Annotated in this window: 19 protein-coding genes; 7 read left to right on the top strand and 12 right to left on the bottom strand. The window is 52.2% G+C overall.

All coding sequences use genetic code 11. The annotated features are described in order from the left end of the window. Positions 1-11 precede the first annotated feature (11 nt). The 6 genes from nqrF to M975_RS01365 are packed head-to-tail and all read right to left on the bottom strand — an operon-like array spanning position 12 to position 5854. Entirely contained in the window at positions 12-1235 is a 1224-nt protein-coding gene (nqrF, locus tag M975_RS01390; protein WP_064556902.1) for an NADH:ubiquinone reductase (Na(+)-transporting) subunit F, read from the bottom strand. 12 nt (positions 1236-1247) lie between these two features. After that, positions 1248-1844 carry an NADH:ubiquinone reductase (Na(+)-transporting) subunit E gene (nqrE, locus tag M975_RS01385; RefSeq protein WP_034461600.1) on the bottom strand — a complete coding sequence of 199 codons (597 nt, stop codon included), beginning with the start codon at positions 1842-1844 and terminating at the stop codon, positions 1248-1250. 6 nt (positions 1845-1850) lie between these two features. Then, the gene (locus tag M975_RS01380) at positions 1851-2489 is read right to left on the bottom strand and encodes an NADH:ubiquinone reductase (Na(+)-transporting) subunit D (protein ID WP_083967824.1); all 639 of its coding nucleotides are present in this window, start codon (positions 2487-2489) and stop codon (positions 1851-1853) included. Continuing rightward, the gene (locus M975_RS01375) at positions 2482-3276 is read right to left on the bottom strand and encodes a Na(+)-translocating NADH-quinone reductase subunit C (protein WP_064556900.1); all 795 of its coding nucleotides are present in this window, start codon (positions 3274-3276) and stop codon (positions 2482-2484) included. The genes M975_RS01380 and M975_RS01375 overlap by 8 nt, the downstream gene beginning before the upstream one ends. Then, positions 3269-4507: an NADH:ubiquinone reductase (Na(+)-transporting) subunit B gene (locus tag M975_RS01370; protein ID WP_064556898.1), complete on the bottom strand. Its 1239-nt coding sequence runs from the start codon at positions 4505-4507 to the stop codon at positions 3269-3271. The genes M975_RS01375 and M975_RS01370 overlap by 8 nt, the downstream gene beginning before the upstream one ends. Before the next feature lie 3 nt (positions 4508-4510). After that, on the bottom strand, positions 4511-5854 hold the full coding sequence (locus M975_RS01365; RefSeq protein ID WP_064556897.1) for a Na(+)-translocating NADH-quinone reductase subunit A: 1344 nt from the start codon (positions 5852-5854) through the stop codon (positions 4511-4513). 481 nt (positions 5855-6335) lie between these two features. Between M975_RS01365 and dpaA the strand changes: the two genes are divergently transcribed. Further along, positions 6336-7073, top strand: a complete 738-nt coding sequence (gene dpaA, locus M975_RS01360) for a peptidoglycan meso-diaminopimelic acid protein amidase (protein ID WP_064556896.1) — start codon at positions 6336-6338, stop codon at positions 7071-7073. Here the strand turns inward: dpaA and M975_RS01355 are convergent. Continuing rightward, positions 7044-7811, bottom strand: coding sequence for a class II glutamine amidotransferase (locus tag M975_RS01355; protein WP_034493585.1), 768 nt, complete (start codon positions 7809-7811; stop codon positions 7044-7046). The two genes, dpaA and M975_RS01355, sit on opposite strands and share 30 nt — an antisense overlap. Positions 7812-7868: 57 nt before the next feature. Further along, positions 7869-8450: a D-sedoheptulose 7-phosphate isomerase gene (lpcA, locus tag M975_RS01350; protein WP_064516752.1), complete on the bottom strand. Its 582-nt coding sequence runs from the start codon at positions 8448-8450 to the stop codon at positions 7869-7871. Between the two features lie 213 nt (positions 8451-8663). On the opposite strand from lpcA, the gene fadE reads away from it, so the two are divergent. Continuing rightward, positions 8664-11108, top strand: a complete 2445-nt coding sequence (gene fadE / locus M975_RS01345) for an acyl-CoA dehydrogenase FadE (protein WP_064556895.1) — start codon at positions 8664-8666, stop codon at positions 11106-11108. A gap of 98 nt (positions 11109-11206) precedes the next feature. Next, complete coding sequence (locus tag M975_RS01340; RefSeq protein WP_064557637.1) at positions 11207-11974, top strand: amidohydrolase; 768 nt, start codon at positions 11207-11209, stop codon at positions 11972-11974. Here M975_RS01340 and uraH read toward each other — a convergent pair whose 3' ends face one another. From uraH to M975_RS01320, 4 genes are all read right to left on the bottom strand, one after another. After that, entirely contained in the window at positions 11975-12307 is a 333-nt protein-coding gene (uraH, locus tag M975_RS01335) for a hydroxyisourate hydrolase (RefSeq protein ID WP_064516473.1), read from the bottom strand. Beyond that, entirely contained in the window at positions 12304-14058 is a 1755-nt protein-coding gene (gene hpxK / locus M975_RS01330; protein ID WP_074388302.1) for an allantoate amidohydrolase, read from the bottom strand. Before hpxK ends, uraH begins: the two co-directional genes overlap by 4 nt. Then, positions 14058-15299, bottom strand: coding sequence for a pyridoxal-phosphate-dependent aminotransferase family protein (locus M975_RS01325; protein ID WP_064556894.1), 1242 nt, complete (start codon positions 15297-15299; stop codon positions 14058-14060). The genes hpxK and M975_RS01325 overlap by 1 nt, the downstream gene beginning before the upstream one ends. 214 nt (positions 15300-15513) lie before the next feature. Next, positions 15514-16353, bottom strand: coding sequence for a MurR/RpiR family transcriptional regulator (locus M975_RS01320; protein ID WP_064557636.1), 840 nt, complete (start codon positions 16351-16353; stop codon positions 15514-15516). Positions 16354-16469: 116 nt separating this feature from the next. Here M975_RS01320 and M975_RS01315 point away from each other — a divergent pair, with 116 nt between their 5' ends. The 4 genes from M975_RS01315 to hpxZ are packed head-to-tail and all read left to right on the top strand — an operon-like array spanning position 16470 to position 20026. After that, on the top strand, positions 16470-18056 hold the full coding sequence (locus M975_RS01315) for a gamma-glutamyltransferase family protein (protein WP_064556892.1): 1587 nt from the start codon (positions 16470-16472) through the stop codon (positions 18054-18056). 10 nt (positions 18057-18066) lie between these two features. Continuing rightward, positions 18067-18255: an oxalurate catabolism protein HpxX gene (gene hpxX / locus M975_RS01310; RefSeq protein ID WP_064556891.1), complete on the top strand. Its 189-nt coding sequence runs from the start codon at positions 18067-18069 to the stop codon at positions 18253-18255. After that, the gene (locus M975_RS01305) at positions 18252-19637 is read left to right on the top strand and encodes an AtzE family amidohydrolase (protein ID WP_064556889.1); all 1386 of its coding nucleotides are present in this window, start codon (positions 18252-18254) and stop codon (positions 19635-19637) included. Before hpxX ends, M975_RS01305 begins: the two co-directional genes overlap by 4 nt. 5 nt (positions 19638-19642) lie before the next feature. After that, positions 19643-20026, top strand: coding sequence for an oxalurate catabolism protein HpxZ (gene hpxZ / locus M975_RS01300; protein WP_034461580.1), 384 nt, complete (start codon positions 19643-19645; stop codon positions 20024-20026). The last annotated feature ends 44 nt before the right edge of the window (positions 20027-20070 follow it).

The following is a 20070-nucleotide window of genomic DNA, read 5'->3' as shown; positions in this document are numbered from 1 at the left end:
AATAGCTCCCGTCAACCGCCGAAGTCGTCGAGCATGATGTTGTCATCCTCTACACCCAGGTCTTTGAGCATTTTAATCACCGCGGCATTCATCATCGGCGGCCCACACATATAGAATTCACAGTCTTCTGGGGCTGGGTGGCTGCGAAGATAGTTTTCCAGCAATACGTTATGGATGAAACCGGTGTAACCCGTCCAGTTATCTTCAGGCTGTGGATCAGAAAGCGCCACATTGAAGTTAAAGTTCGGATTTTCTTGCGCCAGTTTTTCAAACTCTTCTTCGTAGAACATTTCACGTAACGAACGTGCACCGTACCAGAAGCTGATTTTGCGCGTGCTATGCAGGCGTTTAAGCTGATCAAAAATGTGCGAACGCATTGGCGCCATACCGGCACCACCGCCGATAAACACCATTTCTGCATCCGTATCTTTGGCAAAGAACTCACCAAACGGCCCAGAAATTGTCACTTTATCACCGGCTTTCAATGACCAGATATAGGAGGACATAATCCCAGGAGGTGCATCTGGCACATTTGGCGGCGGCGTAGCGATACGCACGTTCAACATAATAATGCCTTTCTCATCCGGGTAGTTAGCCATGGAATAGGCGCGAACACAGGGCTCTTTCACCACAGACTTGAAACGGAACAGGTTAAATTTATCCCAGTCACCACGGTATTCCTGCGGAACATCGAAGTCCTGGTAATTAACTTCGTAAGGCGGGCTTTCAATTTGGATGTAACCACCCGCACGGAATGGCACCACGTCGCCATCAGGAATACGTAGCTTAAGCTCTTTAATAAATGTCGCTTTGTTATCGTTAGAGATAACTTCGCATTCCCATTTCTTAACGCCGAAGATCTCTTCTGGCAGCTCAATTTTCATGTCCTGCTTAACGGCAACCTGACAGGCAAGACGGCAACCCTCTTTCGCTTCACGCTTGGTGATATGCGAAAGTTCGGTAGGCAGAATATCACCCCCACCTTCTTTAACGGTTACACGGCACTGCCCGCAAGAACCACCACCACCGCAAGCTGAGGAGATAAAAATCCCCTGGCTTGAGAGTGTGTTGAGCAGTTTGTCACCCGCCGGAGCATGGAACTGTTTGTCTGCTTCGTTGTTAATTTCAATCAGCACATCGCCGGAATTAACAAGCTTTGACTTGGCAAACAGAATCATCAGCGCCAGAGCCAAAACAATAAGCGTGAACATCACCACGCCAAGAATAATTTCCATACCTTCCCGCCCTTATAGCTGCACACCGGAGAATGACATGAAACCCAGTGCCATCAATCCAGTGGTGATAAAGGTGATTCCTAAGCCACGCAATCCTGCGGGCACATTGGCATATTTCATCTTCTCGCGAATACCGGCCATCGCAACGATAGCCAGCATCCAGCCAACACCGGAACCCACGCCATAAACGATGGATTCGCCGAAGCTGTAATCACGCTGCACCATAAACGATACGCCACCGAAAATGGCACAGTTAACAGTGATAAGCGGCAGGAAGATACCCAGCGCGTTATAGAGTGCCGGGAAGAAACGATCGAGGATCATTTCAAGAATTTGCACCAGTGCGGCAATCACACCAATGAAGGTGATGAAGTTCAGGAAGCTGAGGTCTACACCTTCAACCAGCGCACCGTCACGAAGCACCAGGTTATAAACCAGGTTATTCGCCGGAACGGCAATCCCTAGAACAACGGTAACCGCCACACCTAAACCAAACGCCGTGGAAACCTTCTTAGAAACCGCCAGGAAGGTACACATGCCAAGGAAGAACGCGAGCGCCATGTTTTCAATAAACACGGCACGCACAAACAGACTAATCATATGTTCCATAGTCAGTTAGTCCTTTTCCTGCTGCGCAGGCTTCAGCGTACGCAGTGCCCAAATAAGTAGGCCGATAATGAAGAACGCACTTGGCGCCAGCAGGAACATCCCGTTTGGCTGATACCAGCCGCCGTTCTGAACCGTTTGAAGCACCGTGATACCAAACAGTTTGCCGCTGCCAATTAACTCACGCAGGAAGCCCACCAACAACAGAATCACGCCATAGCCCAGGCCGTTACCGATGCCATCCATGAAACTTGCCAGTGGCGGAGATTTCATGGCGTAGGCTTCAGCGCGCCCCATCACAATACAGTTGGTAATGATCAGGCCGACGAAGACGGATAATTGCTTGGAAATCTCGTAGGCATAGGCACGCAGGATCTGATCCACAACGATAACTAACGACGCAATGATCGCCATCTGCACGATGATGCGCACACTGTTTGGGATCAGGTTACGGATCATCGAGATGAACATGCTGGAGAACGCTGTCACCACCGTTACCGCGATAGTCATTACGAATGCCGTTTCCAGCTTCGTTGTGACAGCCAGCGCCGAACAGACACCGAGTATTTGCAAGGCAATTGGGTTGTTATCCACCAAAGGACTAACCAGTACCCGTTTGACCTCTTTCATGTCTGAAATATCAGCCATTATTGAGCACTCCTTCACGAACGTGTTTCAGGAAGGGACCAAAACCGAGTTCACCCATCCAGAAATCAAAAGTGTGTTGTACACCGTTTGCTGTGAGCGTGGCACCGGATAAACCATCTACCCCATACTCATCCCCCTGACGCGCACCGCCTTTCACAACACGAATTGCAGGCTTGCCATTATCATCAAGCAGCTTCTTGCCAATCCACTGCGCACGCCAGTTCGGGTTTTCAACTTCGCCGCCCAGACCCGGGGTCTCACCCTGGTCATAGTAAGTGATGCCTTTCACCGTACGGCCATCGGTTTGCAGAGAAACGAAGGCATACATCATCGACCACAAGCCTTTGCCATACACCGGCAAGACAACTTCCTGGATTTTGTTTTGCTCATCTCGCACCAGGTAAATCTCAACAGTATTGCTGCGATTTTTTATCCCGGCACGATCGTCTTCAGGCGCGAGTGTCGTGCTCAGGTTCGGGTCGCGCAGTGCTGCTGCCTGGTCGAATTTAGACGAGTCTTTATCCAGCAACTCGCCACTTTTCAAATCCAGCAAACGCGGTGTAATACGCGATTCAAAGACGGCTTTAACATCTTCACCTGTCATTTTTGGTGTGGCTAAGCCCGCAACATCAAGAATGTTACGTTGCTTATCGAGCGCTTTTTGCTCCTGCTGGCGAGCTTTCAGCCCAACAGCAGAACCCGCTACCACCACGGAGCACACCAGGCAAAGCACCAGCACCACCAGCAGTGTTCTGCCAATGCTATCGTTACTTTTTACTTCAGCCACGCGACTTCCTCCGCTTGATATTGGCTTGCACCACCAGGTAATCGAACAACGGTGCAAAGAGGTTGGCGAACAAAATCGCCAGCATCATCCCTTCTGGATAGGCCGGGTTTACAACACGAATCAACACACACATCACGCCGATGAGCGCCCCGTACCACCATTTACCTTTGTTGGTAAACGAGGCAGAAACCGGGTCGGTCGCCATAAACATCATGCCGAACGCAAAACCACCCAGCACCAGATGCCAGTACCACGGCATGGCGAAAAGTGGGTTGGTTGCAGAACCGATGAAATTAAACAGCGTTGCTGTGACAATCATACCGAGCATAACGCCCGCCACGATGCGCCAGGAAGCGACACGGCCAAACAGGATAATCGCCCCACCGATAAGGATCATCAGCGTTGAGACTTCACCAATCGAACCGGGAATGTTGCCAAGGAAGGCATCCATCCATGTCACAGGTTGGCCCGAAACAACATTGACTAATGCTTCACCACCGCCATGTGACCACTGAGAAAGCGGAGTTGCCCCAGAGAAACCGTCAGCCGCTGTCCACACCAAGTCACCCGAGATTTGCGCTGGATAAGCGAAGAACAGGAATGCGCGGCCAGCCAGCGCGGGGTTCAGGAAGTTACGGCCTGTTCCACCAAAAATCTCTTTAGCGATGACCACACCGAAACTGATACCGAGCGCGGCTTGCCACAAAGGCATAGTGGGTGGCACCACCAGCGCGAACAGAATTGAAGTAACAAAGAAGCCTTCGTTAATTTCATGTTTGCGGATGATAGAGAACAGCACTTCCCAGAAACCACCCACCAAAAATACGGTGATGTAAATTGGCAGGAAGAAAACGGCCCCGAGGGTCATCATGCTGAGCCAGCCAGCATCAGGCGTAAAGTTCACCCCCAACCACTGCGCCACAACATAATGCCAGTCAGATGAAATCACCTGCTGGAGTTGTTCAGCACCGTACATTTTGTTCAGAGCTGGGATACTTTGCAGCCCGACGTTGTACATGCCCCAGAACATCGCCGGGAACACCGCGAACCACACCAGGATCATCATGCGTTTCAGGTCGATAGCATCACGAACGTGGGAGGCGCCAGGCGTAACGATACCTGGCGTATAGAACAGTGTCGCCGTCGCTTCAAAGAGCGGATAGTACTTTTCTAGCTTTCCGCCTTCCGTAAAATGCGGTTCTAGCTTTTCAAATAAATGCTTCAAGCCCATGACTTATCCTTCCTGCTCGATGCGGGTTAATACCTCGCGTAGCACCGGGCCATACTCATATTTCCCCGGGCAAACATAGGTACAAAGCGCCAAATCTTCTTCATCCAGCTCCAGACACCCCAGCAATTGAGCGCTGTCAGTATCTCCTGCCAGTAAGTCGCGCAATAACATCGTTGGCAGAATATCCAGCGGCATAACACGCTCATAGTTGCCAATTGGCACCATGGAACGTTCGCCGCCATTGGTATCTGTGGAGAAATTAAATAATTTACGCTTCAGGAAGTGGCCAACTGTAGTACGCGTGATGGAATACTTATCGGAACCCGGCATTACCCAGCCAAACAGCTCTTTTTCACGCCCTTCTTTCAGAACGGTGACCTGCAGGTGGAAACGACCCAGCCAGGCACGAGGGCCAGCAGACATCGTTCCGCTTAATACAGAACCGGAGACAATGCGGTTTTCGCCTTCTTCGAGCTCACCGGCGGTGAGTACTTCCAAAGAAGCCCCCAGGCGAGTACGAATCAGACGTGGTTTTTTAACCTGCGGCCCGGCTAACGCGATTACGCGCTCGGTCCACAAATTACCTTCAACAAACAATTTGCCGATGGCAATCACGTCCTGGTAGTTCAGATGCCAGACCGTTTTTTGCATGCTGACCGGCTCCAGGAAGTGAATGTGTGTGCCCACTAACCCAGCAGGGTGAGGACCGGAAAATTCATTAAACGTCACGTGTCCGGATGTATGTCCGCCCAATTTACCGCCGCCCGCCTGGCAGACATGAACTTTCCCATCAGTCAGCCGTGACAGCAGCGTTAAGCCGGCATCAAACATTTCGCGGTGTGCGCGGATAATAGGTTGCGGGTCTGCCGCCAGCGGGTTGGTATCTATGGCTGTAACAAAAATGGCAGCAGGAACGCTGGCGGGCTGTGGCGTTTTGCTGAATGGACGCGTACGCAGCGCAATCCACAGGCCAGAGGCTAACAGCTGTGCCTGAACGGTTTCACGCGGCAGTTTGGCGAGGCTTTCTGGCGCAAAACGCTCGAAAACGACCTGTTCGTCACCCTGGACTTCAATAACCAGAGATTGCAGTACGCGCCGTTCGCCACGGTTAATTGCTTTTACCGTTCCACTCGCAGGAGCAGTAAAGAAGACGCCGGGGTTCTTTTTATCTTCAAAGAGAGGCTGCCCTTTCAATACCTTGTCGCCTTCCTGCACTAACATGGAAGGTCGCATGCCGACATACTCTTCACCGAGTAGCGCCACGAAAGGCATCGCTGGGCCGTCATGAATCTGCTGTTCCGGTAAACCGGCAATAGGCAAATCCAGACCTTTTTTGATTTTTATCATAAGGTTATCACGTTTAAAATTGGCTTAAACATCGCGACAAAAAAGTGTAGCCGACAACGGATGGGTCGAAATGCTATTCAACCGATGCGACACATAAGGCAGATAAAACAGGAAACGCATCCATTCACTATTGCGAGAGGGAGGTATAAGTCGCCCAAATATCCGGGACAACTGACTTATGGATAGTTTCCGTTCATATCCGCAGGTCAACATTCGGAAAGATTTTAGCATCATTAGCGTTCAGAAGGGGCACAAATCAATGCAGAGATATGCAGCAATGCGAGGTATTACGCAAAAAGGTAACTCTTATGGTTTATCTATTATTAGATAAACGCTATTTATATGTATAAACGCCCTCCCACAGGCTTGCGAAAATTCAGAACGATGCTAATGTGAGCGCTCCTGACACAGAGTAATCTGATTTTGGGTCTCTTTTGCCGTCCTGGCATTTGGTATAAGTTTTATCAAGGAATCAAGCAGTATGCGTAAGATCGCACTCGTTATTGCGATGCTTCTGATACCGTGCATGTCGTTTGCCAGCTTACTAAGCGGTAATTCTTCAAACACGCCTGTCAGCAAAGAATTCAAGCAACAACTTATGGGCTCTCCTGTTTATATTCAGATATTTAAGGAAGAGCGCACATTAGAGCTATATGTGAAGATGGGCGAACAGTATCAACTGCTCGACAGCTATAGCATCTGTAATTATTCCGGTGGGTTAGGTCCTAAGCAGCGTCAGGGAGATTTTAAGAGCCCTGAAGGTTTCTATAACGTGACCCGTAGCCAGCTGAAACCTGATAGCCGTTTCTATAAAGCGATTAACATTGGTTTCCCGAATGAGTTTGATCGCCAACACGGTTATCAAGGCCAGTATCTGATGATCCACGGTGCATGCGTGTCTATCGGCTGTTATGCCATGACGGACACCAACATTGATGAGATTTTCCAGTTTGTGACCGGAGCACTGGTGTTCGGCCAACCAAGCGTGCAGGTGAGCATTTATCCGTTCCGCATGACGGATGCCAATATGGAACGCCACAAGTACTCTTATTACATCAACTTCTGGAAACAGCTGAAGCCGGGATATGACTACTTTACTGCGAATCACCAGCCGCCAGGCGTTTCGGTAATTAGCGGTAATTATGTGATAAGCAAACCGATTGCGCCTACGACACAACCGCAGTTGGCATCAAACTACGCGCTCCCCGAGACAAAATAGTTCCGACTCACCTGGTGCAATCTTGTGCCAGGTTTCGTTACCTGTCAGAGGTTGAGTCGCAATCACCGTGACCACATCATTGAGTGTGGTCTCTTCCTGAAAATCGATTTCCACATCCTGATCCAACAGTTTTGCCACGCCAAAGGGTGCCCGTCGGGTTATCCAGTATAAATTGGTGGAGCAGAACGCCATCACGTAGCGCCCATCCGACAGCAACATATTAAACACGCCCTTCTCACGCAATTGCACCGCAAGCTCTGTGATGTAGCGAAACACAGCTTGCATATTGCCTGGCGTACGTGGATAACGCTGCGTCAGCTTATGTAGCAGCCAGCAAAATGCTTGCTCGCTATCGGTTTCGCCAATCGGGCGGAACGGGCCAGTATCGAGTGAACGATGCCCTTTGAGCTGGCCATTGTGGGCATAGGTCCAGTTGCGGCCCCATAACTCGCGCGTAAAAGGGTGGGTATTTTCAAGCGCCACTTTGCCACGGTTAGCCTGACGAATGTGCGCGACCACTGAACAAGATTTGATAGGGTAATCCTGCACAAGCTTTGCGATAGGTGAGTTAAAACTCGGTTGCGGATCTTTGAACGTACGACATCCCTTACCTTCATAGAAAGTAATGCCCCAGCCATCTTTATGTGGCCCTGTTCCTCCGCCACGCTGCACCAAACCGGTAAAGCTAAAGCAAATATCCGTTGGTACATTGGCGCTCATCCCGAGCAGTTCGCACATATTGACCTCCCACCACTTAATACAACCCTCTCCCCAGGGGAGAGGGAACTGGCTGAATTAAGCCTTAACCATCTCTTTTTCGATAAGCTGGATCAGGATATGAATCACTTTGATATGAATTTCCTGAATGCGGTCAGCGTAACCAAAGTGTGGAACACGAATTTCGACATCCGCTGTTCCATCCATTTTCCCGCCGTCTTTACCGGTCAGAGTAATGACTTTCATGCCTTTCGCACGCGCAGCTTCAATGGCTTTAATCACGTTACCGGAATTACCTGAAGTAGATATCCCCAGCAGCACATCGCCTTCACGCCCTACCGCTTCAATGTAGCGAGAGAAGATGTACTCGTAGCCAAAATCGTTGCTGACGCAAGAAATGTGGCTGACATCAGAAATCGCGATTGCCGGATAGCCCGGACGGTTTTCACGGTAGCGACCGGTCAGTTCTTCCGCAAAGTGCATTGCATCGCAATGTGAGCCACCATTGCCGCATGACAGCACTTTTCCGCCCGCTTTAAAGCTATCAGCAAGTAACACTGCCGCGCGCTGGATGGCATGAATGTTAGCGTCATCTTTCAGGAAGTTAGCCAGCGTTTCAGCCGCTTCATTTAATTCATTACGAATAAGATCCTGGTACATGAGGATGTCCTTCAGTATTTTTCGATTGATTAACCCCAGCAGTTTACCGGATAGCGCGAGAAGCGCCATATCCTCCTGCTTTTGCTGTTCCGTGCGGTAACAATGTGAGCTGAGTTGTAATTATTTTGTGAAGATATTGCTAAAAAAAACCACATGAACTAAAACCAATACATCCAAGTGGTCAGACCTCCTACAAGCAAGGGAGTTTCCTATATGTTGATTTTGAGTATTGTTGCAACGGTTGTTCTCCTCGGTGTGCTTTTCTATCACCAGGTTAATTTACTGCTCAGTAGCGCGATTTTGCTGGTGTGGACGGCAGCGCTTGGTTTCGCCGGTATCTGGTCAATGTGGGTACTGGTTCCGCTGGCGATTATTCTGGTACCGTTTGTCTTTACGCCAATGCGTAAATCTCTGATTTCCGCTCCGGTTTTCCGCAGCTTCCGCAAAGTTATGCCGCCGATGTCGCGTACTGAAAAAGAAGCCATCGACGCCGGTACAACCTGGTGGGAAGGTGATCTTTTCCGCGGTAAACCAGACTGGGAAAAACTGCACAACTATCCGCAGCCTAAACTGACTGAAGAAGAACAAGCCTTTATCGACGGCCCGGTTGAGGAAGCGTGTCGCCTAGCAAATGACTTCCAAATCACACACGAAATGGCAGATTTACCGCCAGAGCTGTGGGCTTATTTAAAAGAACATCGTTTCTTCGCGATGATCATCAAGAAAGAGTACGGCGGTCTTGAGTTTTCGGCTTACGCACAATCTCGCGTACTGCAAAAACTGTCTGGGGTTTCCGGGATACTAGCGATTACAGTCGGCGTGCCTAACTCATTAGGCCCAGGCGAATTGCTGCAACATTACGGTACAGATGCACAGAAAGATCACTACCTGCCGCGCCTGGCTCGTGGGCAAGAGATCCCATGCTTTGCTCTGACCAGCCCGGAAGCAGGTTCCGATGCAGGTGCAATCCCGGATACCGGCGTTGTCTGCATGGGCGAATGGCAAGGCCAGCAAGTTCTCGGTATGCGTCTGACCTGGAACAAGCGCTACATTACGCTCGCACCAATTGCTACCGTTTTGGGCCTGGCATTTAAACTGTCTGACCCGGATCATTTGCTGGGTGAAGAAGAAGATCTCGGTATTACCTGTGCGCTCATCCCGACTCGCACGCCGGGTGTCGAAATCGGTAAACGCCACTTCCCGCTTAACGTGCCGTTCCAGAATGGTCCGACACGCGGTAAAGATATTTTCGTCCCGATTGATTACATCATCGGCGGCCCGAAAATGGCCGGTCAGGGCTGGCGCATGCTGGTGGAATGTCTGTCTGTTGGCCGTGGCATTACTCTGCCATCCAACTCCACAGGCGGTTTAAAATCTGTGGCGATGGCAACAGGTGCTTATGCCCATATCCGTCGTCAGTTCAGAATCTCTATCGGTAAAATGGAAGGCATTGAAGAACCACTGGCACGTATCGCGGGTAACGCATATGTGATGGATGCTGCCGCATCACTGGTGACCTACGGCATTATGCTCGGCGAGAAACCAGCAGTGCTTTCAGCCATCGTGAAGTACCACTGCACCCACCGTGGCCAGCGCGCCATTCTGGATGCAATGGATATTCTCGGCGGCAAAGGCATCATGTTGGGCAATTCCAACTTTGTGGCACGTGCCTATCAGGGTGCACCTATCGCGATTACCGTGGAAGGCGCAAACATCCTGACGCGTAGCATGATTATCTTCGGCCAGGGTGCGATTCGTTGCCATCCGTATGTGCTGGAAGAGATGACGGCGGCGCAAAACAATGATGTTAACGCGTTCGATAAGCTGCTGTTTAAGCATATCGGCCACGTGGGCAGCAACAAAATGCGTAGCCTGTGGCTCGGTCTGACCAACGGCCTGACCAGCGCCACCCCGACCAAAGATTCCACCAAACGTTCCTACCAGTATATGAACCGACTGAGCGCCAACCTGGCGTTGCTGTCAGATGTGTCCATGGCAGTATTGGGCGGCAGCCTTAAGCGTCGCGAGCGTATCTCTGCTCGTCTGGGCGACATTCTGAGCCAGTTGTACCTCGCTTCATCGGTGCTGAAACGCTATGACGACGAAGGTCGTAACGAAGCGGATTTACCACTGGTTCACTGGGGCGTACAGGATGCGTTGTATCAGGCAGAACAAGCGATTGACGATTTGCTGCGTAACTTCCCGAATGCGTTTGTGGCTGGCATGTTGCGTGTCGTTATCTTCCCGCTGGGCCGCCGTTACGATGCCCCATCTGACAAGCTGGATCATAAACTGGCGAAGATCATGCAGATCCCATCGGCTACCCGCTCACGCATTGGTCGTGGTCAGTATTTGACGCCAAGTGAGTTCAACCCGGCAGGTCTGCTGGAAGAAGCACTGATGGATGTCATGGCTGCTGAACCAATCCACCTGCGCATCTGCAAGGAAACCGGGCGTAACCTGTCATTTACTCGCCTTGATGAACAAGCGAAACAGTGGCTGGCCGAAGGGAAAATCAATGCAGACGAAGCGGCAATCCTCACTAAAGCTGAAGCAAGCCGCCTGCGCAGTATCAACGTCGATGAGTTTGAGCCGGAGGAGCTGGCAACTATGCCGGTAAAGGTGCCGGAAAAGCATCGTAAAGTTGAAGCGGCATAAGCCCTCCACCTCTCTACACTAAACCCGCTTCGGCGGGTTTTTTATTCTTAACTCATGCTAAAGTGAATGAAACACTGCTTATCATGAGGCTTCCGATTGTGTCTGGTTTGAAAATTACCGTTCTGCAACAACCGCTGGTCTGGATGGACGGCGGGGCAAACTTGCGCCATTTCGATGTGCAGTTAGATACTATTCATGGCCGAGATCTGATTGTCTTGCCGGAAATGTTTACTACCGGTTTCGCGATGGAAGCAGCCATTCAGTCGCTTGCTGAAGAGGAAGTGATTGACTGGATGCAGTTCAAAGCCCAGCAAACTCAGGCCATGATAGCCGGCAGTGCCGCGCTGCAAACCGATCGCGGGCCAGTGAACCGTTTCTTGCTCGTACAGCCTGACGGCAAAGTCCATTTCTATGATAAACGCCATCTCTTCCGCATGGCTGATGAGCATCATCATTATCAGGCAGGAAATGAGCGGGTCATCGTTGAATGGCGCGGCTGGCGCATTCTGCCGCAGGTGTGTTACGACCTGCGCTTCCCGGTGTTTTCTCGCAATCGTAACGATTATGACCTGGCGTTATATGTCGCGAACTGGCCTGCCCCGCGCTCCCTGCACTGGCAAAGTTTGCTTGTGGCCCGCGCCATTGAAAACCAGGCCTATGTCGCGGGTTGCAACCGCGTGGGCACCGACGGTAACGGCCATCATTACCGTGGTGACAGCAAGATCATTAACCCGCAGGGTGAAATTTTGGCAAATGGCGAAGCCCATCAAGCGATGCGCCTCGATGCCGATTTGTCGTTGATTACGCTACAGGAATATCGCGAGAAGTTCCCCGCCTGGCAGGATGCCGATCCTTTTACACTCTAACTAAGAACCTCTGTACGTCGACCACGACCACGGGGAAATCAAAAACGGCAGGTGATAATGCCCGCCGTTTTGCGGTATCACGAAGTCAATTTGCGCGGTAGGGTAAAGAGTTTCCCGCTGTGTCACGGCAAAGTACAAACCAATTTCCGCCGTCAGCCGATACTGCCCGCAAGCCAAATCCTCGCAGAACGCTTTTAGACGCCCATCCGCATCTGTAGCGCCCTGGGCTAACGCCTCCCAGCGGCCATCAATCAGCTGCTCAAGGCGAATCACCACATCAGCCGCCGGTTTCCCTAACGCGGTATCCAGAACATGCGTACTTAACTGGCTCATTGGGCAAAGACTCCTTCGAGACGTAGTAACGTGATTTGGCGTAATTGCTCCAGCGCTTCAGCTTCTTCCTGCGCGGGGGAATTGTTCAGGCGGCGATGGAGTTCAGCGAGAATATCTTCACCGCTGCGCCCTTTCGCACGAATAAGAAACACGCGCCCAAATCGCTCTTCATAATGAGCATTACCCTGCGCCAGGGCGAGCGTTAACGCGCTGTTTTGGGTGTCTACAGCCGATTGCTCACCTTTAGACAAAGCCGCTTCTTTGCAACTGCCCTGTGCTTTTTCACCAATCCTTGGATGTGCACAAAGTGCCTGTTCCAGTTCAGCACTTCCCCATTCATGAGTGAGCTGTGAAGCATAATGCTGCAATACATCGACGGTCGAATACGGACGAGCGGCAACGACATTTTCAGCCCATGCGGGTATCGCAACGCAAGGGGCAACAAGGCTCAGAGCGTCCTGCACAGGCGCATCGTTAAATTCAGCTAAAACACTTTTCGACGCCAGCGCAACGACAGCCTGCGCATAGGCTTGCACGGCCTGCATCACATCGGCCTCAAGAACCGACTCCGCCGGATGGTGGCTAATGCCACGATCGCAACGCACAAACAGCATGCCTACCGGCCACTGTTCGGCAATGGCAATTGCATCATGCCCCGCGCCACTTGGCAGTGACAAACTCAACCCCTGCACCGCAGTAATGGCGGATGTTAACTGGTGTTGCAAACGGGCGTCACAAGGTGTGGCAGGAATCGAATAATAGGTTTCAGCACTGAAAGCCATGCCACGCTCGGCTGAAATCTCATGCGCCTTGCTTAATAAGTTTTCCAGCAATGCTTCAAGACTTGAATCCACGGGGCTGCGAATATCCAGCGTGAGCTGAATTTCACCAGGAATGACATTCGCGGCACCCGGTAAACAGTGCAAGGTTCCCACGGTCGCCACGATATCCGGGGAATAAGCGCGGGTTGCGCCTTCGACATACACCATCCAGGCGGCAGCGGCGGCGAGTGCATCCTTACGAATGTTCATTGGCACCGTCCCCGCATGCCCCGCCTCACCCACAAAGCGGCATTTCAAACGACGCGCGCCGTTGATGGCCGTCACCACACCCAGAGCAAGATCCTGCTGCTCCAGCACCGGGCCTTGTTCAATGTGCAGCTCAAGATAAGCACTGAAATCTTCCGGGTTGCGCCTGGCCGCATGAATACGCGCAGGGTCAAAGCCCGCATTCGCCAGGGCCTGAGCAACGCTAATTCCCGCAGCATCAACACATGCCAGCCAGTTGTCAGGCCAGGTTCCGGTTAGCCCCCGACTGCCTAATAATGTGATACCAAAGCGAGTGCCTTCTTCGTCACCAAAACCGACGATTTCAATCGCTTGCTCCAGCTGGATATCGTGTTGATGCAACAGGGCGACAACTTCTAGTGCGGTTAATACGCCTAACATGCCATCGTAACGCCCGGCATTGCGCACCGTATCCAGATGTGACCCCAGCAAAATGGCCGGAGCGCCTTCCCTTGCCCCTTCATAGCGCCCACAGATATTGCCCACCGCATCCTGCCAGGTGGTCATGCCAATTTGTTCCATCCAGCGCGCCACCAGATGGTTAGCACGCAGATGCTCATGCGAAAGGTAGACCCGGGTAAGTTGACCTGGCGTTTCGCTGATTTGCGCCAGTTCATCCGCTCGCTGCATCACTCGCTTAGCGGCAATGCTGGCTTCGGCGGCATTCATCACAAGTTTTACCATCAGCTTTTTCCTTGTGAATAAACATCCCACGCCGCCTGCATTGCTGCACCTTGCGTCGTTTTGAAACCCAGGCGGTTCAATACAGCTTCAAGTGCTGTCAGCGTTTGCAGCACGCAATCTTTACGCGCGTTATAGCCCATAGTGCCGATGCGCCAGATTTTGCCTTGTAGCGGGCCAAATGAGGTGCCGATTTCGATATGGAAATCTTCCAGCAGCATTTTGCGCACTTCTTCACCATGGACAACGGACGGGATCACCACGCCGAGAACGTTATTCATTTTGTGTTGCAGGTTGCCGAACGTTTCCAGCCCCATGCCCTGAATGCCGGCCACCAGCGCACGGCCATGCAATTCGTGGCGAGCGATCCCTACATCCAGCCCTTCTTCCAGAATAATGCGTGCGCACTCACGGGCGGCAAACAACATGCTGGTGGCTTCGGTATGGTGGTTAAGGCGCTCTGGCCCCCAATAATCCATCACCATGCCGAGATCGAAATAATTCGAGTAGATCATTTCGTCGTCGCCATCCTGGTGCGCGGAAGTTCGGATCCCCTCCTCCACACATTTACGGCGGCGAATGACTTCTTCCATTTGCGCGCTGAGGGTTATCGGTGAGCTGCCAGACGGGCCGCCGAGGCATTTTTGCAGGCCTGCCGAAACGGCATCCAGCCCCCACGCATCCGTTTCCAGCGAGTTGCCACCAAACGAGGCGGTCGCATCGGTATAAAACAGCACACCGTGGCGGCGGCAAATGTCACCCAACTCAGCCAGTGGTTGTAGCATCGTGGTTGAAGTGTCGCCCTGAACGGTTAGCAGCAAGCGGGGCTTAACGCTTTTGATGGCATCTTCGATCTGGTCAGGGGTAAACACTTCCCCCCACGGGACTTCAATGGTGTGGACTTCCGCACGGCAACGGCGCGCGATTTCACACAATAAATGACCGAAGCGCCCAAACACCGGCACCAGAACTTTGTCACCCGGGCGAATGGCAGATAACAAAATAGCTTCAATGCCGGAACGAGAAGTCCCGTCCACCAGCATCGTCCAGCGGTTTTGTGTACGGAAAAGCTCGCGATACAGCACCATCACTTCATTCATGTAACCGGTCATAACCGGGTCATATTGCCCAATTAACTGGCTCGCCATTGCCCGCAATACCCGTGGATCCGCGTTAATTGGCCCAGGCCCCATCAATAAACGGTGTGGCGGATTAATTTGCGTGAAGTGCTGAATATCGAACATGGCATTTCCTTTTATTCATTCATGAAACAAAAGATTCTTTAATAAACATGCTGCAACTAATGTGCCACTCATTTACCCCAATGGCAAAGCAAGGGATATGAATAATCTTCGGCTTCATTCTTCATTGGCAATCAGATAAAACTGGCGCAGCCCCGATCCCGGCAATGAACCACAATGGTTCCCACGACCTGTGCAGCCGCACCTTTTCAGTGCGCTAGCGCTGTTCCAGCTCATCAAATTCGGCGTACAACTCCGCAATATGATGGATACGCTGGCGACCGGTGCTTAATGCTTCGTGCAGTACCGCGTTAGATAACAGATTGACCAGGCTCATTGCACTGCTGTAGCTGTCGAAGGCAGAAACACTGTCGAGTGGCGCGGCAAAATGCCAGCGGCAATACGGGGTCAGGCCAGAACCCTGCGCTTCGCTCATCACCAGCAGCGGCACCTGGCGCTTATGCAGATTTGCCAGCAAAGGTTTGATGATGCGCGGCCGCCTGCGAAAAGCGATGGCGATAACACAATCGTGCTCGCTAATGTCCACCACCTCTTCAGCCAGCGTCTGGCCGGGCTGTGGCAGTAACCAGACATCGCTACGAATCTGTAACAGCTGTTGGCGCAAGTGCATCGCAACGGGCCATGAGTTTCTTAACCCGATGATAAAGACCCGTTTTGATGTATTAAGCGCCGTGACAACCTCGGCAAATTGTTGCGTATCAAGCAGACTTATCCATTGCGTTAGATTGGCCATTTCCTGCTTGTAATGCCGCGCCAGTAGCGTGTTACCTTGTACCGCATCACGGTTTTCCGTCAGCGGCATTCCGCTCTGGCGTAGCGTGCGCAGCTCTTCACGCATATCTTTATAACGATCATAGCCAAGGCGCTTAAACAGGCGGCTGACCGTGGCTTTTGATACACCCGAAAGGCGGGCAAGTTCTGCACTGTTGTAGCTAATCAGATCATCAAAATGATCGACAATAAACGCAGCAACACGCTGTTCCTGAGGAGAAAGCTGCTCGTATGTCGCTCTTAGGCGTTCATCTAGTTGTTTCATCATGACCTCTGTAACTTTTGTTTCACTCGAGCCTGGCACAGTGAAACTAACCGAGTCAACCTGGAACATCTCTTGCTTAGCTCTCTACCCAGGCTTCCATTCTGAGAGATAAAACGATGATGCAAAGCAATATGGCACCTTCCGGCATGGCGGTCACTCCGCACCATTTAGCCAGTGAAACCGCATTATCCGTGTTGCGCCATGGTGGCGATGCCATCGAGGCGATGGTGGCAGCGGCGGCAACGATCGCCGTGGTTTATCCCCACATGAATGGCATTGGCGGTGATGGTTTCTGGTTGATTGTACCGCCAGAAGGCGAACCAATTGCGATTGATGCCAGTGGAGCTGCGGGCTCGCTCGCCTGTCTGGAGTTCTACGCAGGTGAAAGCGCTATCCCGCATCGTGGACCTAAATCCGCGTTAACGGTGCCAGGAACCCTCAGCGGTTGGGATGAAGCGTTAAAAATCGCAGCACAGCTTGGTGGCGGGCAACTCCCGCTCTCACGTTTACTGGCCGATGCGATTCGCTACGCGGCAGACGGTATTCCGGTCACGCAATCTCAGGCGCTGGCGACTCACAGTAAATATGATGAGCTGGTCAATATTGCCGGGTTTGCCGAGACCTTTTTAGAACGCGGTGAAATTCCCCGAGCGGGTAGCCGCTTCACCCAGCCACGTCTTGCACAAACGCTGACACGCCTGACCGTGGAAGGGCTTGATAGTTTTTATCGTGGGCCGTTAGCCGCGCTAATCGCCGAAGAGTTAGCGGATTTAGGCATGCCGATAAATTTGCAGGATCTCGCGGCACAGCGTGCTAAACGCCGTATTCCTCTGCATCTTAGCCACCAGCAGGGTGATATTTATAATATGACCCCGCCGACGCAGGGCCTGGTTTCGCTGGCGATTCTGGGGATAACCGACCATTTAGATATGGCGCAGGCCAACGAAACTCAAACCGTTCATCGCATCGTTGAGGCCACCAAAAAAGCATTCGCGCTGCGCGATAAATACATCACCGACCCACGCCATATCACCACATCAATTCAAAGCTTGCTGGAGCATGCACCACTCACCGCTCTTGCCGCACAAATTGATGACACCAAAGCGGCCAACTGGGGAACAGGCAAAGGCCCAGGCGACACCGTCTGGATGGGGGTAATTGATAGCACCGGGCTGGCGGTATCGTTTATTCAAAGTATTTACCACGAGTTTGGCAGCGGCGTGGTGCTGCCTAAAAGCGGTGTACTGTGGCAAAACCGTGGGGCTGCGTTCAGCCTCAAGCCAGATAGCCTGTTAAGCCTGGCACCCGGTAAACAACCGTTCCATACCCTGAACCCGGCAGCCGCACGGCTTGCCGATGGCAGAACCATGGTTTACGGCTCAATGGGTGGCGACGGGCAACCGCAAACGCAGGCGGCGATTTTTACGCGCCATGTGATTCAGGGCATACCGTTACAAGAAGCGGTGACCGCCCCGCGCTGGTTACTGGGCAGAACATGGGGGCAAGCCTCTGACAGCCTGAAATTAGAAGGCCGATTCAGCCCAGAAACTTTCGCCGCACTGCGTGAGCTGGGACATGAAGTCGAAGCGCTACCAGATTTCAGCGAGGCCGTGGGTCACGCAGGTGCCATTGTGCGCCACACCAACGGCATGCTTGAAGGCGCATACGACCCACGCAGCAATGGCAGCGCCGCAGGATTCTAAGGAGAAAGATATGACATCACAAACCATCGCCTGGCCCGCATACATTCAGATAATGGAGCAATTGCTTAACGTCCCGCTGGATGAAACTCGCCGTAAAGAACTGGAAGTACAACTGACGCGCATGGCCGGGCTGGCTGAACCGCTGATGGATTTCCCGTTACCACAACGCCTGGAAGTCGCCGGGGTTTACAAACTATGAATCCACTTTCTATTCGCGACATTAAGCAAGGGTTAGCCGGTGGCGAATTTTCAGCTCAGGAACTGGCGCACCTGACGCTGGCTAAAATAGCGCAATCTAATCCTGAAATTAATGCTTTTACCGAAGTCACCTCACAGCGTTTGTTGCAGGAAGCCGCAGCCATTGACCAAAAGCGCTCACGTGGGGAAACGCTACCGCCATTAGCAGGCGTGCCCTATGCCGCAAAAAATCTCTTTGATATTAAAGAGGTCACAACGCTTGCGGGTGCCGAGCTTTTTAGTACCCAGCCCGCGGCGCACGATGACGCCTTCGCCATCAAACAACTCAGTGCCGCCGGTGCGATGCTTTCCGGTGCACTGAATATGGATGCCTACGCATACGGGTTTACCACCGAAAACAGTCACTACGGGGCAACCCGAAACCCCCATGACCTGACGCGAATTGCAGGCGGTTCATCCGGTGGTTCAGCCGCAGCCGTCGCCGCTGGAATGGTCAACTTTAGCCTCGGCACTGATACCAATGGTTCGATTCGGGTTCCGGCTTCGCTATGTGGAGTCTTTGGCCTGAAACCTACTTTTGGCCGCCTTTCGCGTAGTGGCAGCCAGCCTTTTGTTGCCAGTCTCGATCATATCGGCCCTCTTGCACGCAGCGTGGATGATCTGGCGCGGGTTTATGATGCGCTCCAGGGAGTTGATCCTGCCGATCATTTCCAGGCAGCCCGCAACATTGAACCGGTCGCCGATAAGCTCGGGCAGACGGTGAATTTACGCTGTGCGGTGTTGGGGGGATTTTTTGATAGCTGGTGTGATGATGACGCGAAAACGGCGGTCGCAACCGTCGCCCATCGGCTTGAAGCACTGGAATGTATTACCTTGCCAGAAGCGGAACTCGCCCGTTCGGCGGCATTTTTGCTTTCTGCTGCGGAAGGGGGAAACCATTATTTACCTGCTTTGCGCGAACATGCTGAACGCTTCGAACTCAATTCCCGCGAGCGCCTTTTAGCAGGCGCAATGACGCCATCAGCCTGGTACACTCAGGCACAGCGCTTCCGGACATGGTTCCGCGATAATACCCTGCCGCTCTTCGAAAAGTATGATCTGCTTATCGCCCCGGCAACACCGCGTTGTGCCACACTGATTGGCCAGCAAACCATGCGTATCAACGGCGCTGATCTTCCTGTCAAAGCCAGTATGGGCATGCTGACGCAGCCTATTTCTTTCCTCGGTGTACCGGTAGTTACGGCGCCGTTAATGACTGCAAGCGGGCATCCCATTGGCGTGCAGCTGATTGCGCCGCCATGGCGGGAAGATATCTGCTTGCAAGCCGCCCATCTACTTGAAATACAGGGTATGCTGGTAGGGAAAACTCACCAGGTAAGGTAAATACTATGATGCGTGACAATATCGATCGCCCGGCAATCGTCAATGAGGTGAGTGCCGCATTTTACCGCTACGAACAGGCGTTGATCAGCAACGATGTTGCGGTCTTAGATGAATTGTTTTGGGCCGATCCCCGCACCGTTCGCTTTGGTGCGAGTGAAAACCTCTACGGTATTGATGAGATAAGAGCGTTCAGAAATGCCCGTTCGTCACAAGGGTTAGACCGGCTTTTGCAAAACACGACTATCACCACTTACGGCGATGACATGGCCGTTGCCAGCACTGAATTCACCCGTGAAGGAAGCGACAAAATTGGCCGTCAGATGCAAACTTGGGTCAAATTTCCGTATGGCTGGCGCATTGTCGCAGCACATGTCAGCGTGATGAGCTAAAGACTCTGGGCGGGAAACGAAACGTCACCCGCCGCCATATCATC

It is taken from the genome of Buttiauxella brennerae ATCC 51605 (genome assembly GCF_001654925.1).
In the GTDB taxonomy this organism is placed as follows: Bacteria; Pseudomonadota; Gammaproteobacteria; order Enterobacterales; family Enterobacteriaceae; genus Buttiauxella; species Buttiauxella brennerae.
The sequence above is the reverse complement of the archived record's forward strand: the minus strand, read 5'-3'. Positions and strand labels throughout refer to the sequence as shown.

Bases quoted from the DNA above. Each gene is read 5' to 3' on its own strand.
- nqrF (WP_064556902.1), bottom strand. From the start codon at position 1,235: ATGGAAATTATTCTTGGCGTGGTGATGTTCACGCTTATTGTTTTGGCT.
- nqrE (WP_034461600.1), bottom strand. From the start codon at position 1,844: ATGGAACATATGATTAGTCTGTTTGTGCGTGCCGTGTTTATTGAAAAC.
- M975_RS01380 (WP_083967824.1), bottom strand. From the start codon at position 2,489: ATGGCTGATATTTCAGACATGAAAGAGGTCAAACGGGTACTGGTTAGT.
- M975_RS01370 (WP_064556898.1), bottom strand. From the start codon at position 4,507: ATGGGCTTGAAGCATTTATTTGAAAAGCTAGAACCGCATTTTACGGAA.
- M975_RS01365 (WP_064556897.1), bottom strand. From the start codon at position 5,854: ATGATAAAAATCAAAAAAGGTCTGGATTTGCCTATTGCCGGTTTACCG.
- dpaA (WP_064556896.1), top strand. From the start codon at position 6,336: ATGCGTAAGATCGCACTCGTTATTGCGATGCTTCTGATACCGTGCATG.
- M975_RS01355 (WP_034493585.1), bottom strand. From the start codon at position 7,811: ATGTGCGAACTGCTCGGGATGAGCGCCAATGTACCAACGGATATTTGC.
- lpcA (WP_064516752.1), bottom strand. From the start codon at position 8,450: ATGTACCAGGATCTTATTCGTAATGAATTAAATGAAGCGGCTGAAACG.
- fadE (WP_064556895.1), top strand. From the start codon at position 8,664: ATGTTGATTTTGAGTATTGTTGCAACGGTTGTTCTCCTCGGTGTGCTT.
- uraH (WP_064516473.1), bottom strand. From the start codon at position 12,307: ATGAGCCAGTTAAGTACGCATGTTCTGGATACCGCGTTAGGGAAACCG.
- hpxK (WP_074388302.1), bottom strand. From the start codon at position 14,058: ATGGTAAAACTTGTGATGAATGCCGCCGAAGCCAGCATTGCCGCTAAG.
- M975_RS01325 (WP_064556894.1), bottom strand. From the start codon at position 15,299: ATGTTCGATATTCAGCACTTCACGCAAATTAATCCGCCACACCGTTTA.
- M975_RS01320 (WP_064557636.1), bottom strand. From the start codon at position 16,353: ATGAAACAACTAGATGAACGCCTAAGAGCGACATACGAGCAGCTTTCT.
- M975_RS01315 (WP_064556892.1), top strand. From the start codon at position 16,470: ATGATGCAAAGCAATATGGCACCTTCCGGCATGGCGGTCACTCCGCAC.
- hpxX (WP_064556891.1), top strand. From the start codon at position 18,067: ATGACATCACAAACCATCGCCTGGCCCGCATACATTCAGATAATGGAG.
- M975_RS01305 (WP_064556889.1), top strand. From the start codon at position 18,252: ATGAATCCACTTTCTATTCGCGACATTAAGCAAGGGTTAGCCGGTGGC.
- hpxZ (WP_034461580.1), top strand. From the start codon at position 19,643: ATGATGCGTGACAATATCGATCGCCCGGCAATCGTCAATGAGGTGAGT.